Source organism: Bacillus manliponensis, assembly GCF_000712595.1.
In the GTDB taxonomy this organism is placed as follows: domain Bacteria; phylum Bacillota; class Bacilli; order Bacillales; family Bacillaceae_G; genus Bacillus_A; species Bacillus_A manliponensis.
In genome coordinates this window covers 288,445-302,312 of the sequence record NZ_JOTN01000002.1, presented here as the reverse complement: position 1 = coordinate 302,312, position 13,868 = coordinate 288,445, and the positions used below count along the sequence as shown (strand labels likewise).

18 protein-coding genes are annotated in these 13,868 nt (G+C 36.6%); 15 read left to right on the top strand and 3 right to left on the bottom strand.

The annotated features are described in order from the left end of the window. Positions 1-10 precede the first annotated feature (10 nt). The 6 genes from spoVAC to BAMA_RS03405 all read left to right on the top strand — a co-directional run bounded on the left by spoVAC (position 11) and on the right by BAMA_RS03405 (position 4,786). Positions 11-466: a stage V sporulation protein AC gene (spoVAC, locus tag BAMA_RS03430; protein ID WP_034635942.1), complete on the top strand. Its 456-nt coding sequence runs from the start codon at positions 11-13 to the stop codon at positions 464-466. A gap of 15 nt (positions 467-481) precedes the next feature. After that, positions 482-1,495, top strand: a complete 1,014-nt coding sequence (spoVAD, locus tag BAMA_RS03425) for a stage V sporulation protein AD (protein WP_034635941.1) — start codon at positions 482-484, stop codon at positions 1,493-1,495. A 3-nt stretch (positions 1,496-1,498) separates the two neighbouring features. Continuing rightward, positions 1,499-1,849: a stage V sporulation protein AE gene (gene spoVAE, locus BAMA_RS03420; RefSeq protein ID WP_034635940.1), complete on the top strand. Its 351-nt coding sequence runs from the start codon at positions 1,499-1,501 to the stop codon at positions 1,847-1,849. 5 nt (positions 1,850-1,854) lie between these two features. Next, a complete protein-coding gene (gene spoVAEA, locus BAMA_RS03415) occupies positions 1,855-2,421 on the top strand; it encodes a stage V sporulation protein SpoVABEA (protein ID WP_034635938.1) in 567 nt (188 codons plus the stop codon). Next, on the top strand, positions 2,411-3,889 hold the full coding sequence (locus BAMA_RS03410; RefSeq protein ID WP_034635936.1) for a spore germination protein: 1,479 nt from the start codon (positions 2,411-2,413) through the stop codon (positions 3,887-3,889). Before spoVAEA ends, BAMA_RS03410 begins: the two co-directional genes overlap by 11 nt. 111 nt (positions 3,890-4,000) lie before the next feature. Further along, positions 4,001-4,786, top strand: a complete 786-nt coding sequence (locus BAMA_RS03405; protein WP_034635935.1) for a Cof-type HAD-IIB family hydrolase — start codon at positions 4,001-4,003, stop codon at positions 4,784-4,786. 29 nt (positions 4,787-4,815) lie between these two features. Here the strand turns inward: BAMA_RS03405 and BAMA_RS03400 are convergent, their stop codons facing one another. Then, positions 4,816-5,682: a DUF1002 domain-containing protein gene (locus BAMA_RS03400; protein WP_034635934.1), complete on the bottom strand. Its 867-nt coding sequence runs from the start codon at positions 5,680-5,682 to the stop codon at positions 4,816-4,818. Positions 5,683-5,876: 194 nt separating this feature from the next. Here BAMA_RS03400 and BAMA_RS03395 point away from each other — a divergent pair, with 194 nt between their 5' ends. From BAMA_RS03395 to BAMA_RS03385, 3 genes are all read left to right on the top strand, one after another. Next, positions 5,877-6,320 (top strand): NUDIX domain-containing protein, encoded by a 444-nt coding sequence (locus BAMA_RS03395; protein ID WP_034635933.1) that lies wholly within the window; start codon positions 5,877-5,879, stop codon positions 6,318-6,320. A gap of 83 nt (positions 6,321-6,403) precedes the next feature. Further along, positions 6,404-6,841: a peptidylprolyl isomerase gene (locus tag BAMA_RS03390; protein ID WP_034635932.1), complete on the top strand. Its 438-nt coding sequence runs from the start codon at positions 6,404-6,406 to the stop codon at positions 6,839-6,841. A 384-nt stretch (positions 6,842-7,225) separates the two neighbouring features. Then, on the top strand, positions 7,226-7,594 hold the full coding sequence (locus BAMA_RS03385) for a GNAT family N-acetyltransferase (RefSeq protein WP_034635931.1): 369 nt from the start codon (positions 7,226-7,228) through the stop codon (positions 7,592-7,594). A gap of 9 nt (positions 7,595-7,603) precedes the next feature. On the opposite strand, the gene BAMA_RS03380 is transcribed toward BAMA_RS03385, so the two are convergent. Both BAMA_RS03380 and BAMA_RS23730 read right to left on the bottom strand, forming a co-directional pair. After that, the gene (locus BAMA_RS03380) at positions 7,604-8,131 is read right to left on the bottom strand and encodes a DUF309 domain-containing protein (RefSeq protein WP_034635929.1); all 528 of its coding nucleotides are present in this window, start codon (positions 8,129-8,131) and stop codon (positions 7,604-7,606) included. A gap of 83 nt (positions 8,132-8,214) precedes the next feature. Then, positions 8,215-8,313: a YjcZ family sporulation protein gene (locus tag BAMA_RS23730; protein WP_084157859.1), complete on the bottom strand. Its 99-nt coding sequence runs from the start codon at positions 8,311-8,313 to the stop codon at positions 8,215-8,217. 170 nt (positions 8,314-8,483) lie between these two features. Here BAMA_RS23730 and BAMA_RS03375 point away from each other — a divergent pair, with 170 nt between their 5' ends. The 6 genes from BAMA_RS03375 to phnF all read left to right on the top strand — a co-directional run bounded on the left by BAMA_RS03375 (position 8,484) and on the right by phnF (position 13,803). Continuing rightward, positions 8,484-9,224 carry a segregation/condensation protein A gene (locus BAMA_RS03375; protein WP_034635928.1) on the top strand — a complete coding sequence of 247 codons (741 nt, stop codon included), beginning with the start codon at positions 8,484-8,486 and terminating at the stop codon, positions 9,222-9,224. A gap of 194 nt (positions 9,225-9,418) precedes the next feature. Next, on the top strand, positions 9,419-10,000 hold the full coding sequence (scpB, locus tag BAMA_RS03370) for an SMC-Scp complex subunit ScpB (RefSeq protein ID WP_034635927.1): 582 nt from the start codon (positions 9,419-9,421) through the stop codon (positions 9,998-10,000). Positions 10,001-10,092: 92 nt separating this feature from the next. Then, a complete protein-coding gene (locus BAMA_RS03365; protein WP_034635925.1) occupies positions 10,093-10,995 on the top strand; it encodes a ComEC/Rec2 family competence protein in 903 nt (300 codons plus the stop codon). A gap of 215 nt (positions 10,996-11,210) precedes the next feature. After that, a complete protein-coding gene (gene nagA, locus BAMA_RS03360; RefSeq protein WP_034636245.1) occupies positions 11,211-12,353 on the top strand; it encodes an N-acetylglucosamine-6-phosphate deacetylase in 1,143 nt (380 codons plus the stop codon). Continuing rightward, positions 12,354-13,142: a glucosamine-6-phosphate deaminase gene (locus BAMA_RS03355; protein WP_034635923.1), complete on the top strand. Its 789-nt coding sequence runs from the start codon at positions 12,354-12,356 to the stop codon at positions 13,140-13,142. Beyond that, the gene (gene phnF, locus BAMA_RS03350) at positions 13,072-13,803 is read left to right on the top strand and encodes a phosphonate metabolism transcriptional regulator PhnF (RefSeq protein ID WP_084157857.1); all 732 of its coding nucleotides are present in this window, start codon (positions 13,072-13,074) and stop codon (positions 13,801-13,803) included. Before BAMA_RS03355 ends, phnF begins: the two co-directional genes overlap by 71 nt. Positions 13,804-13,868 lie beyond the last annotated feature (65 nt).

The following is a 13,868-nucleotide window of genomic DNA, read 5'->3' as shown; positions in this document are numbered from 1 at the left end:
AGGGTCTTTCATGACAAAAGATAAATTGAAGGATGATTATACGAACAAGGTAAAAGAATATCAACCGAAGCCAAATTATGTAATGAATTGTGTGAAAGCTTTCGTAGTTGGAGGGCTGATTTGTACGTTAGGAGAGGTGTTCATGAAGTTTTATATGCACTTCTTTCATTTTACGGAAAAGGAAGCTGGAAATCCAACTGTTGCAACGCTCGTATTATTATCTGCATTATTAACCGGTTTTGGTATATATGACAAGATTGGACAATTTGGAGGGGCTGGTTCTGCGGTTCCGGTTACGGGGTTTGCAAACTCGATGACGAGTGCAGCAATGGAGCATCGCAGTGAAGGAATTGTACTTGGAGTTGCAACAAATATGTTTAAGCTTGCAGGTAGTGTCATTGTCTTTGGTGTGGTTGCGGCATATGTTGTTGGCCTTATTCGATACACATTTAAGCTACTTATGTAAGGGAGAGAATGAACGATGAGATTAACTGGAAAACAATCGTGGGTGTTTCAAAATGAAGTATATGTGAATGCCACTGGTACATCAGTTGGACCAAAGGAAGCGAAAGGTCCTCTTGGAGACTGCTTTGATGTGAAATATGAAGAAATGCACTGCGGAGAAGATAATTGGGAGCTTGCAGAGCGAAAGTTAATGAATGATTCGATTGGACAGGCATTCAAAAAAGGAAGTTTGAAAGCTTCAGACATTGATTTCTTTTTAGCGGGTGATTTATTAAATCAAACGGTTACGGCAAATTATGTTGCAAGAGAGTTAGGAATTCCGTTTTTAGGAATGTTTGGTGCTTGTTCTACATCAATGGAAACGTTAGCTGTAGGTGCAGCTTTTATAGACGGTGGATTTGCAAACCGAGTACTTGCGACAGTAAGTAGTCATAATGCAACCGCAGAACGGCAGTTTCGTTATCCAACAGAGTATGGCGGCCAAAAACCAGATACAGCAACATCAACTGTTACCGGTGCTGGATCAGCAATTATTAGTAATGAAAAAAGTGTGATTAAAATAACAGCAGCAACGATAGGAAAAGTGCAAGACTTGGGAATTACTGATCCGTTTGATATGGGATCAGCGATGGCTCCAGCTGCAGCTCATACGATACAGCAACATTTTGAAGATTTAAATAGAAGTGCTTCCGACTATGACCTAATTGTAACAGGGGATTTATCAAAAGTAGGAGCACCAATTACAAGGCGTATGTTACTTGATGAAGGGTATGATTTAGGCTCTGTGTATAACGACTGTGGAATGATGATTTATAACGACGATCAAAATGTGTTTGCTGGTGGAAGTGGTTGTGCATGTTCTGCAGTTGTAACGTATGGACATTTATTAGAAGAGATGAAAAAGGGGAATTTGCAGCGTATTTTTGTAGTGGCAACAGGAGCGTTGTTAAATCCTATGATGATTCAGCAAGATGAATCAATTCCAACGATTGCACATGGTGTTGTATTTGAAAGAGTGAAAGGGGTGTAGTACATGGATTTTGTATATGCTTTTGTTGTAGGTGGGGCGATTTGTGTTGTTGGACAATTATTGTTAGATTTTGCGAAACTAACGCCAGCCCATGTAACAACAAGTTTTGTTGTTATCGGTGCTATTTTAGATGGGTTTGGAATTTATGATAAATTAATTGAATTTGCAGGAGCAGGGGCGACAGTTCCAATTACAAGTTTCGGACATTCCCTTTTGCATGGTGCGATGGAAGCGGCTGAAAAGCATGGATATTTAGGGATTGGTATCGGAATGTTTAAGTTAACATCTGCTGGTATTTCAGCAGCTATTTTATTTGCTTTTTTAGTTGCACTTATTTTTAAACCGAAAGGATAAACAAAATGAGAAGAAGGGTTATTTTGGTGACAGATGGAGATGAATATGCACAGCGAGCAATTACGCTTTTAGCGAAGGAATTCGGTGGCAGGTGTATTTCAACATCACAAGGAAATCCAACAAAGCTATCTGGAAACAAAGTTGTCGAGCTTATTATGCAAACGCCATATGACCCCGTTTTTGTTATGTTTGACGATAGTGGATATATCGGAGAAGGACCCGGTGAAAAGGCATTAAAATATGTAGCCAATCATAAACAAATTGATGTGCTTGGTGTGTTAGCGGTCGCTTCTAATACACATCATTGGGAGTGGACTCGTGTTGATGTTAGTGTTGACCGAGAGGGGAATTTGACAGAGTACGGTGTTGATAAATTTGGTTTAGCTGATATTGAAGTGGGACGAATTAATGGAGATACTGTGTATTGTTTAGATGAATTGCAAGTACCAATTATTGTTGGAATTGGTGACGTAGGGAAAATGTGTGGAAATGATGAATCGAAAATTGGTTCACCTATTACAAAAAAAGCAATTGAGCTTATTTTAGAAAGGAGTGGATTTTATGACACATAAAAATAAAGTAAACGTTCCAATTTCTTCTTTTTTAAGTGATAATGAAAATTATTTAAAGCAGACACTTGGGCTTGGAGTCACTTTTGATATAGGTATAAGGAAATTTCATGTTTTAGATAAGGAAATTGGGATTTTATTTGTAAACGGTTTGTGTGATACAAATTATATCATTCCGATTATTGAAGAACTGGTTGACACAAATGAAATAAAAAGAGAAGTTGATGTGGATGATACAGTCAAGTTATTAGAGAACCGTCTTATTCACCAACAAGTAAGTAAAATTAAAACAATGGATGAAGTTACGCTTCAAGTGCTTTCTGGGCTTATTGTTATTTTTGTAGAAGGTGAAACAGAAGCATTTGCAATTGATGTTCGGAGTTATCCAGGACGAACACCAACCGAGCCAGATACGGAAAAAATTGTCCGCGGAGCTAGAGATGGGTTTGTAGAAAATATTATTGTGAATACAGGACTTATTAGAAGACGTATTCGTGACCCACGCCTTCGTCACGAAATTATCCGCGTAGGTGAACGATCCCAAACTGATATCTGTATTGCTTACGTACAAGATATTGCTAATCCAGATTTAGTGAAAATTATAAAGCAGGAACTACAAAGTATTAACATGGATGGGATTACAATGGCGGATAAAACTATAGAAGAGTATTTAGTGAAGCAAGGATATAATCCGTTTCCACTTATTCGTTATACAGAGCGTCCAGACGTTGCAGCGAACCATCTATTAGAAGGTCATGTAATTGTGATGGTAGATACGTCACCAAGCGCAATGATTACACCGACGACATACTTTCATCATGTACAACATGCGGAAGAGTTTCGTCAAAATCCAGCTGTTGGAACGTTTTTACGTTGGGTACGTTTTTTAGGGATTATTCTTTCTTTATTCTTAGTCCCATTTTGGCTCGCTTTTATTATCGATCCGACATTATTACCAGAGAATTTAGCATTTATTGGTCCAAATAAAGTAACAAACATGCCAATTATTTTACAAATTTTATTAGCGGAAATTGGGCTAGAGTTTTTACGAATGGCTTCTATTCATACGCCGAGTCCGTTATCAGCAGCAGCTGGTTTAATTTCGGCGATATTAATTGGACAAATCGCCATTGATGTAGGTTTGTTTGTACCAGAAGTCATTTTATATGCGGCAATTTCGATGATTGGTGCATTTGCAACTCCAAGTTATGAATTAGGTCTTGGAAATAAAATTGGGAAGCTATTTGTTATTATTATGACAGCAGTATTCCATGAAGCTGGTTTTATCATTGGACTAACATTATTATTACTATTCTTAACGGCTATTAAAAGCTTACAAACTCCATACTTATGGCCGTTTCTTCCGTTTGATTTAGGTGCTTTAATGAAAATTTTGATTCGTCCATCTCATTCGAGTTTGAAAGTTCGTCCAAGTATTGTGCACCCGCAAAATATAAGAAAGCAAAAATAAGCAGAGAATTACTCTGCTTATTTTTGTTGGAAATTTATCATTTTTTTAACAAAAATATAACATTCCTTTCGTACAATAGAAGAAAAGGTTCTGTATGAAAGGGGAAATGATATGATTAAGTTATTTGTTACGGATTTAGATGATACACTTGTATATAAAGTGAACCGTATTGAAACAGAAGATGCTAGGGCACTTAGTTGGCTAGCGGAAAAAGGAACGCATATTTGTTTTGCTTCGGGGCGCTTTGCCCATCGTATTCATGAAGTTGTTAATCGCTTTTCATTTCCTTACTATACGGCAGGATTAAATGGAGCAGTTTTATTATCATGTAATAACGAGATGTTACATGAATCAACATTTCAACATGAAGTTGCCCGGGAAATATATGAATATATACATGAGAAGCAACTAGCTGATATTGTTTGTGCAAAAGAGAAACGGTATACAAAGAAGAAGAACGACTATCACCGCTCGTTTGAAGAAGATATGAGTGTAACGATTAGAGAAGTCGATACGCTAGAAGAGGAATTTGGTAAGACGATTCATCCTTCAAAGCTATTTCTGTATGGAGAGGAAGGAAGAATTATTGAATTAGATAAAGAGTTACGTGGAAAATTTCAAGGGAAGGCAGAAGTGGTGATATCCGGAAAAGGTTACGTCGATGTCATGCCAGTTGGAATTAGTAAAGGAAATGCGCTTCGATTGTTGATGGACCATTTACAGCTAGAACCGCATGAAGTTGCTTGTATAGGTGATTCCTTTAATGATGTGTCTATGTTTGAGGTTACACCTCATTCATTTACGCTTCGTCATGCTCATCCATATATAAAAGAACGTGCTGCACACGTTGTACGTTCTGTAGAAGAAGCCATTATGAGGCTGCCGCTTCTAGCATAATAAAAAGCTCGCTATTAGCGAGCTTTTTATTACTTAAATAATGATTTTACAAAATCAATAAAACTTATAAATACATCTTTTAAACTTTCTAAAAATCCTTGACCTTCTTCAGAGCCTAAAAATGAAGAAACATGTTCTTTTGCTTTATTTAATTGATTTCCTACTTGCTCCCAGTCAATATTCAAGTCTTTCATTTTTTCAAATAGAGCTACTAAATTATTAAACTGCTCTTCTGTTAACGTAATACCAAGCTGGTCCGCTACTTTCTGGATAAGTGAACGTAAGTCTTCTTCTGTTTGAGGTTGTTCTTTTGCAATTTGTTCTTTTACACTTGTAACAAGCTGAATTGCTTTTTCTTCCCCAATCTCATCACCGAGTTTAGCAGTTTGAACCATTTCTTCGTTCGCTACTTTTTTTACTTCATCTGGAATTTTTGTTTCAGATGTTGTTTCGTATGCCTTCATTAAACCAGTTAATGCTGCTGTTCCTGATACGTTAAAAGGCGCTGTAATTTGCACCTTTGCATCTTTCAATCCAGCTGTAATTAAAGCGTTTGTGTACATTGCATCTGTTACCCAGTTAATGTTATTTGCTTGTACAACAAGACCAGATCCTTTTTTTGTATACGTGATCATGGAAGAGGAAATCGCTCTCGTTCCAATTTGTGCTTTTGGAACGATTCCTTCTAAATATTTATGTTCTTCAGCATTTGATACCGTAATAATTTGCGCATCACTTGGCGCATTCATTTCTTTTAAAAGTTGTTGCTTTTGGGCTTCTGTTAAGTTTTCCCCTAATGTAACGATGGATTCACCTTCAACTATATCTGCAAATGAAGCAGTTGGGAAGATAAATACCATAACAGCTACAAGAAGTGCTAATAGTTTCGTTTTCACGAAAAATCGCTCCCTTTCTCTTTCTGTAAATTTCGGGCAACACAGTAATTATATTATATTTTTCCTGTTTGTCATCAGTCTTAAGGTTGATTTAAGAAACAAGTATTGTAATTGTCGGATTTCTTTGGAAGGAATTACTATATTAAATAGAGAAAGTAATGTCTTATTCAAAATTAAGGGAGGAGGGGAGAGAATTGAGACCGCTATTAAGAGCGGAAGCGTTAATTTTTAATGAAAATCGAACACATATGTTGTTGCAATGTAATCAACAAGAAGAATTTTACCGTTTACCTGGTGGGACGGTTGAATTTGGAGAGAGCGCTAAAGCGGCAATTGAACGGGAGTGTTTAGAAGAATATGATTTACAAGTTGAAATAGAGTGTTTTGCTAGTGTATATGAGCATATATTTGAAGTGGATAGTCAGAAATATCATCATTGTACGTTACTATATCAATGTGAACTAGAAGAAGATGACGCGAGGATTAGGTGGCATAAAGAACATTCGAATATCATGTTGAAATGGAAGATGGTAAATCGATTAGAAAAGCCAATCTACCCAGAAGGAATTATACGAGTGATTGAACAGAGTGGAGAAGAAATAAGGCACTGGTTATCTGAAGTAGTATATAAAAATTAAAGGGATTTTCAAAAGAATCTTTTTGTTTATTTTAGCGAGTGTGGTAATATAATGCTGAGATTGTTGAAAGGAGATAACTATACATGAAAACTTTAGGATACATATTAATGGAAAACGGTGAAAAAATCGACTTAGAATTTTTCGCAGAAGAGGCACCAACAACAGTAGAAAACTTTAAAAAATTAGCAAACGAGGGCTATTACAATGGCTTAACATTCCACCGCGTAATTCCTGGTTTCGTATCTCAAGGCGGTTGTCCAATTGGAAACGGAACAGGTGGTCCTGGTTACACAATTCCTTGTGAAACAAGCGGAAATCCTCACAAGCATAAAGTAGGGGCACTTTCTATGGCACATGCTGGCCGTAACACTGGTGGCAGCCAATTCTTTGTCGTTCATGAGCCACAGCCTCACTTAGACGGTGTACATACTGTATTTGGTCAAGCAACAAGCGGAATTGAAACAGTATTAAATATGCGTCAAGGCGATGTAATGAAAGAAGTTAAAGTCTGGGAAGAGTAAGAGAAGAGAGCATAATGCTCTCTTTTTTTATAAAGTTTTTATTTAAAACAGGAATTTGTCATTTCTGTGCAGTAAAAGATAAGTTAAAGAAAATATCATTTTATGTCATATGTTTATGTGAGTGATATGAACAATTTTGTGCGAATTTGCATAAGATTAAGAAGTAAATTCTATTAAAGTTCTTCAGAAGAGTTTCCATGTTTCTAATGAAGTTAAGTGCGGAGTATTCATTTGACTTCTACCTTTACCTTTTTGTATGATTATAAAGTTGTTTTGAGGCAACTCTTTTCACTATCATGAAAATATTGTAAAATGAAAGTGGCGTTATGATAGTGATAAAGGGAAAAGATGATTTGTAACTTTTGTAAGAAGGGATAAAAATTAATGTTGATTCGTTTTAAAAAAAGTTATGAAAAGATTGCGATGGGGCTTCTTTCTTTCATGCCAACTGAAAAAGATATAAAAAAATTACAAGTAACGATTAAAGAATATGAAAATAATGATAGTTGGCAGCTATATTTATGGAAAGTAAATGAAGATTTTGTGGGGATTATTGGAATTGTGAAACAAGAGGAAAGCGTATTTGAAATTCAGCATATTAGTGTAAATCCTTCACATCGACATATGGGAATTGGGAAAAATATGGTTAGAAAGTTAAAAGCAATGTTTCCAAATGTAACTGTTTGTGGGAACGAAGAGACGGCTAGTTTTTGTGAGAAATGTACAGAAGTAGAACATAATATACAGCTGTAAAAGCAGAGGTTACGTATCGTTCCTCTGCTTTCTTTTTTGTAACTGTTCACTTCGTTCTTTTATTACATCTGAACGATCGCGTAGCATATGTTTATCAATGATATATTCATGGGCGGAATAAGATTCGTCTTTCCATGGTATATTTTGTTTTGCACAAAGTTGTATGCAAGCTTCCTCTAATTTTGCATCTGTAAAGGGGAGAAATACAGGAATAAATGATTGACGTTGCTTAGTGGCGTATAATTGTTTTTGTAGTAGTGTTATCAGTTTTGTAGGATGTAAACCAAGTGATGCGACTTCCTCTTGCTTTGTCTGTAAAATAGTTAATGCACTCTTCATCATTCGCTCGGCACCAGCCCAGTTCTCTCGTCTATGATGATATAAAGAAACGGCTACTTGAATGAATCCAACCCAATGTTTTTCACGCTCTTTGGCAGGTTTTACTTTCCAATGTTCTTCTAAAATCTCATGACATTCGAAATAGTCAAAGTTTCCGTGAAAATGAACTAAAAATTGTATGTATGCTTTTGGGTACATCGTTTCTCTCCTATTCTAAATGTTATATATAGTGTATCACAAATAACAAGCGGCTAGAAAATATTCTAGCCGCTCATTATTCATTAGCAGAAGCAAGCTGCGCCTACAATAATTAATAAAATAAACAATACAACTAGTAACGCGAAGCCGCCATTAAAACCGCAATGTCCTTGAAAGCCCATAGTTTTTAACCTCCTACATTGTACTTCATTACACTGTTATCATATGAATTGGATAGGCATTGTTGCATAGGCGGGTGTCTATTTTTAACTAAATTTCTGAAAAAGGTTGGATAGAGTATAAGTATGCACTATACTTAGGGTGTTATAGAAAAAATGTGGTGGGATGTTTTGTGCAATATAATTTTAAAGTTGAGGCATTTGAAGGCCCGTTAGATTTGTTATTACATTTAATTAGTCGTTATGAAATCGATATATACAATATTCCTGTGGCTGAAATTACAGAGCAATATTTGTCTTATGTTCATACGATGAAAGAACTGCAGCTTGATGTTGCGAGTGAATATTTAGTAATGGCTGCGACATTACTACAAATTAAAAGTAAAATGTTGTTACCGAAATATGAAGAAGATGAATACAGTAATGCAGAGGAATTTGAAGAAGATCCACGCGAAGATTTAATGAACAAGTTAATAGAGTATAAAAAGTATAAACAAGTGGCGACACAACTAAAAGAACGAGAACAAAGACGGGCACGACTTTATACTCGTCCGCCGTCAGATGTAACATCACTTCAGAAAGAAGAAGAGGCGAAAATGCCTGTTGATGTAACATTATATGATATGTTAGCTGCGTTTCAAAAGTTGTTGCGTAGAAAGAAGGCACAGCGACCAGTAACAACGAAAATTACTCGACAAGAGATTCCGATTGAAAAACGGATGGCGGATATTTTATTACAATTAGAAGCGGCAGGAGATCGGAAAAGTTTTTATGACCTGTTTGTCGATGAAGATAGAGAAATAATGGTTGTGACTTTTTTAGCAATTTTAGAGCTGATGAAAAACCAAAAAGTTATCATTGAACAAGAAAGTAACTTTGATGAAATTTTCTTATCTCGAAGTTATGTGCAGTAGGAGAATTCTACTTGCTGTAAAGAGATAAAGTGTAGGGCTTCCTCTATCTAAACCGCTTTGCTCCTCTTATGTTTTGTGGTAAGAGTCTTGCGGCCCCGTAAATAGCGGGATACATAAACAGCAGCGACCGGACACGATATATGGTGATTCGGTCTTTTATATGGAATGAACGTATTAAGGAAGGAGACTGTGTGTTGGAGAGAAATGAACAAAAAGCAGTAATAGAAGGACTATTATTAATTGCAGGTGAGGAAGGGGTGTATCCAGAACAAATTTCGAAAGTACTTGAGATTGAAAAAAATACGGTCATTAATCTTGTTGATGAATTAATAAGTGAGTACAAGCAAACAGAACGTGGTTTCCAAATTGTCAAATATGCGAAAGTGTATCGTTTAACAACAAAACAAGAACATGCAGTATATTATCAAAAATTATTAGATGCGCCAACGAATGCCTCTCTTTCACAAGCGGCATTAGAAACATTAGCAATCGTTGCTTACAAGCAGCCAATTACAAGGGCGGAGATAGAGGAAATTCGTGGTGTGAAAACGGATCGTGCGTTGCAAACGCTTGTTTCACATTTGTTAATTAAAGAAATGGGACGAGCAGATGGACCAGGACGTCCCATTTTATATGGAACTACAAAAGAATTTTTAGATACCTTTGGTTTACAAACGTTAGAAGAACTACCACCGCTTATGGAAGACAGTGAAGAAGGAAATGAAGCAGATTTATTTTTCGGTTCTTTACAAGGGTTATCGTCTATGAATGAATAGTGAAACAAAACAAGAGCTCGGCAATTTTGCCGGGCTTTTTGCATATGAAATAATTACTGCGTCATACTAAATAGAAAAAAAGGAGAAAAATGATGAAGGATGTACGGATTGCTTTATTTTTATGTGCCTATTTACTATGTATATTGTTAAATAGTGAATCGCATATGCGATATGATGCTTCTGTACATACAGTTTCTTCTTCTTTACCACGCCATACTTATACTGAAAAATTGAAAGTTAGTTTCTTACGTGTAGGTCAAGGTGATTCTACTGTGATTACGTTGCCAAATGGAAAAGTTATATTAATTGATGGGGGACAATACGAAGCAGGAGAAGTTATTATACATAAGTTAATTGAAAGAGACATTAAGCGGATTGATGTTGTAATTGGTACGCATCCTGATATGGATCATATAGGTGGACTAATTCCGATTATTGAACAAATGCCTGTTGCACTTATATTAGATAGTGGAAAAACGTATAACTCTTTCACGTATCACACATATAGAAATAGTATTAAAAAAAGAGGGATTCCGTTTGTGCGTGTAACAGAAGGACAATATATTCCGTTAGACCCTCATGTTGCGATTCAAGTGCTTAATAATGGGAAAGCGAAAGATGAGAATAATGAATCATCTATTGTTTTAAAAATTCGTTATGGAAAAGCTGATTTCCTCTTTATGGGTGATGCAGATACGTATACGGAAGAGGAAGTGATGAAGCAATATGATATACACGCAGATGTATTGAAGGTTGGACACCATGGTTCTTATACATCAACGAGTGAGCAGTTTTTAAAGATGGCTTCGCCGCAGTTTGCCGTTATTTCATATGGTCAAAAAAACCCGTACGGTCATCCACATCTTAGTGTAACGAAACGTATAAAACGGCATGGTATTACAATTTATACGACCGCTAAGAAAGATATTGAATTTGAGACAGATGGTGAACATCTTTCTATACAAGGAGGTACACCACTTCCGTTGATAAAGTGAAACTTCAATCAGTGGGGGGGCTCTATCCCCCACTGATTGTTATCCCGTTAATGCGGGATAAAATAAAGGATTATTATATTTGGAAACTAAATTAAGTATAGGAATAAAAATTTAATCGAAATGTCTAGACAACTACTCATGCTTATATTATGATTGATTTAGGCAAATAGGTAATAATAACAAGTAGGTAATACATGGGGAAAGGATCGATGAGAATGAAAACGCAAGTTGTCATCAATGCCACAATCTATACAGGTGAAGAAGTATTAAGAACTGGATTTATTCGTTATACGAATCATATTGAAGAACTGGGATTGATGGCAGATTACGTACCACAAAAAAGTGAAATCATTTATGATGCGAAAGGAAAAATCATTATTCCTGGTATGATTGATGTTCATATTCATGGTGGTTACGATATCGATGCGATGGATGCAAACAGCGATGCTTTAGTAACTCTTGGTAAAGAAATGTTACAAGAAGGTGTGACCACTTTCTTCCCAACGACAATGACGCAAGCTCCAGAAGCAATTGAAGCAGCTTTAGTTGCTGCAAAAGAAGCGAAAGAAAAAGGGGCACATTTTGAATATATTCATTTAGAAGGGCCGTATGTTTCAAAAAAGCGTGCAGGAGCGCAGCCAATTGAACATATTGTTCCAGCGGATATTGAACAATTTAAGAAATGGCAAGAAATGAGTGGGGACTTAATTAAACTTGTCACATATGCGCCTGAAGAGGAAGGTGCAGAGCAATTTGAAGCATACCTTTCAGAAACAGGTGTTGTCGGTACGATGGGGCATACAGATGCAACAGATGAACAGTTAAAAGGTAGAAACATTACACATGCGACACATCTGTACAATCAAATGCGTGGACTACATCACCGCGAGCCGGGGGTTGTTGGACACGTGTTATTAAACCCTGATGTAATGGTAGAAGTTATTACCGACGGCATTCATATTCATCCAGATATGGTGAAGATGGCATACAAATTGAAAGGTGCCAAAAAAGTAAGTGTTATTACAGATGCAATGCGAGCGAAAGGGCTAGCAGAAGGTTTGTATGAACTTGGAGGCCAACCAGTACATGTGAAAGATGGAAGCGCACGATTAGAAGATGGTACGCTAGCAGGTAGTATTTTAACGATGGACGAAGCGCTTCGTAATGTTATTGCATTTACTGGCTGTTCCATTGAGGAAGCAGTACTGATGACGTCAGTTAACCAAGCAGAAGAGTTTGGTCTTGTAAATAAAGGAGCACTGAAAGTCGGAAAAGATGCAGATTTCGTTATTATGTCTGAAGATTTACATGTTAATGATACAGTACGATTAGGTATTCATATGAAAGAGGGGAAATAAATGAATATTGTTGTTGTAAAATCACCAGAAGAATTAGCAGAAGCTGGTTATAAATTAATTGAAAATGTTGTGAAATCAAAAGAAAATCCAACGTTAGGAATGGCTACAGGGAGCTCTCCACTGGGAATTTATGCATGGATGAGAAAAAATAAGCTTGATACAAGTCATGTAACCACTGTAAACTTAGATGAGTACGTAAATTTACCACACGAAGATAAAAACAGCTATCATTACTTTATGCAAGAACAATTGTTTGACCATCTACCATTTAAAGCAACGTATGTACCAAATGGGATGGCAAGTGATTTACAAGAAGAATGTAAGCGTTATGAAAGCATCATTGATGCGAATCCAGTAGATTTACAAATTCTTGGAATCGGTGAGAACGGACATATTGGATTTAATGAGCCAGGGACACCATTTGACTCAACAACGAATATTGTAGAGTTAACAGAGTCAACACGCCAAGCGAACCGTCGTTTCTTTGAAAAAGAAGAAGATGTACCAACTCATGCGATTACAATGGGGATTGGCAGCATTTTAAAAGCGAAACAAATTTTACTTGTTGCTTCTGGTCTGAAAAAAGCCGAGGCAATTAAAGAAATGCTGCAAGGAGAAGTAAACGAGGGGTGCCCAGCTACGGCATTACAAAACCATCCAAATGTAACCGTAATCGCAGATCCAGAAGCTCTATCTTTATGCAGTGAGGCGATTGCTGATGAACATCGACAAGTTTTCTCCATTTCCGATCTATTATCAGATTCAAGAGTGGGTGAAACAACTAATTGAAGACGGTGAATGGAAACCGGGTGATAAAATTCCATCTGAAAATGAACTATGTGATAAGTTCGAAGTGAGTCGGATGACAATTAGACAGGCAATTAATAATTTAGTGGAGCAAGGCTATTTATACCGAAAACGTGGAATCGGTACATTCGTACAGCTCCCTAAAGTAGAACAGAAGTTGCAAGGTATGACAGGATTTACAGAAGATATGATTTCTCGCGGTATGCAACCGAGTACTTCGTTATTAAGTTTTCATCTTGTTCCAGCTACTTCTAAAATAGCAGAGCGGCTGAAAATTCAAGAGGGGGAATCGGTTTATGAAATAAAGCGTATTCGTCTAGCTGATGAAGAACCGATTGCTTTTGAGACAACGTATTTGTCCACTTCTCTTGTAAAAGATATTAACGAAGAAATTTTACAACAGTCATTGTATGAGCATTTAGAGAAAAAATTAGGTTTTAAGCTTATAAGTGCTACACAATCGATTGAAGCATCAGTTGCAACAGATGAAGAAGCTGAGCATCTCCATATTCCGAGAAAAGCACCTGTGCTTGTAATGAGACAGTGGTCGTATGCGGAAGATGAGGTGCCGCTTGAATACGTAAAATGTATTTACCGCGGAGATCGCTATAAGTTTATTACAAATATTTCACGAAATAAGTAAAACAAATGCTTTACGTAGTGAAATAAAAAAGACTCATTCATCAAGGATGAGTCTTTTTTATTTCG

Bases quoted from the DNA above. Each gene is read 5' to 3' on its own strand.
- spoVAC (WP_034635942.1), top strand. From the start codon at position 11: ATGACAAAAGATAAATTGAAGGATGATTATACGAACAAGGTAAAAGAA.
- spoVAD (WP_034635941.1), top strand. From the start codon at position 482: ATGAGATTAACTGGAAAACAATCGTGGGTGTTTCAAAATGAAGTATAT.
- spoVAE (WP_034635940.1), top strand. From the start codon at position 1,499: ATGGATTTTGTATATGCTTTTGTTGTAGGTGGGGCGATTTGTGTTGTT.
- spoVAEA (WP_034635938.1), top strand. From the start codon at position 1,855: ATGAGAAGAAGGGTTATTTTGGTGACAGATGGAGATGAATATGCACAG.
- BAMA_RS03410 (WP_034635936.1), top strand. From the start codon at position 2,411: ATGACACATAAAAATAAAGTAAACGTTCCAATTTCTTCTTTTTTAAGT.
- BAMA_RS03405 (WP_034635935.1), top strand. From the start codon at position 4,001: ATGATTAAGTTATTTGTTACGGATTTAGATGATACACTTGTATATAAA.
- BAMA_RS03390 (WP_034635932.1), top strand. From the start codon at position 6,404: ATGAAAACTTTAGGATACATATTAATGGAAAACGGTGAAAAAATCGAC.
- BAMA_RS03385 (WP_034635931.1), top strand. From the start codon at position 7,226: ATGTTGATTCGTTTTAAAAAAAGTTATGAAAAGATTGCGATGGGGCTT.
- BAMA_RS03380 (WP_034635929.1), bottom strand. From the start codon at position 8,131: ATGTACCCAAAAGCATACATACAATTTTTAGTTCATTTTCACGGAAAC.
- BAMA_RS23730 (WP_084157859.1), bottom strand. From the start codon at position 8,313: ATGGGCTTTCAAGGACATTGCGGTTTTAATGGCGGCTTCGCGTTACTA.
- BAMA_RS03365 (WP_034635925.1), top strand. From the start codon at position 10,093: ATGAAGGATGTACGGATTGCTTTATTTTTATGTGCCTATTTACTATGT.
- nagA (WP_034636245.1), top strand. From the start codon at position 11,211: ATGAAAACGCAAGTTGTCATCAATGCCACAATCTATACAGGTGAAGAA.
- BAMA_RS03355 (WP_034635923.1), top strand. From the start codon at position 12,354: ATGAATATTGTTGTTGTAAAATCACCAGAAGAATTAGCAGAAGCTGGT.
- phnF (WP_084157857.1), top strand. From the start codon at position 13,072: ATGAACATCGACAAGTTTTCTCCATTTCCGATCTATTATCAGATTCAA.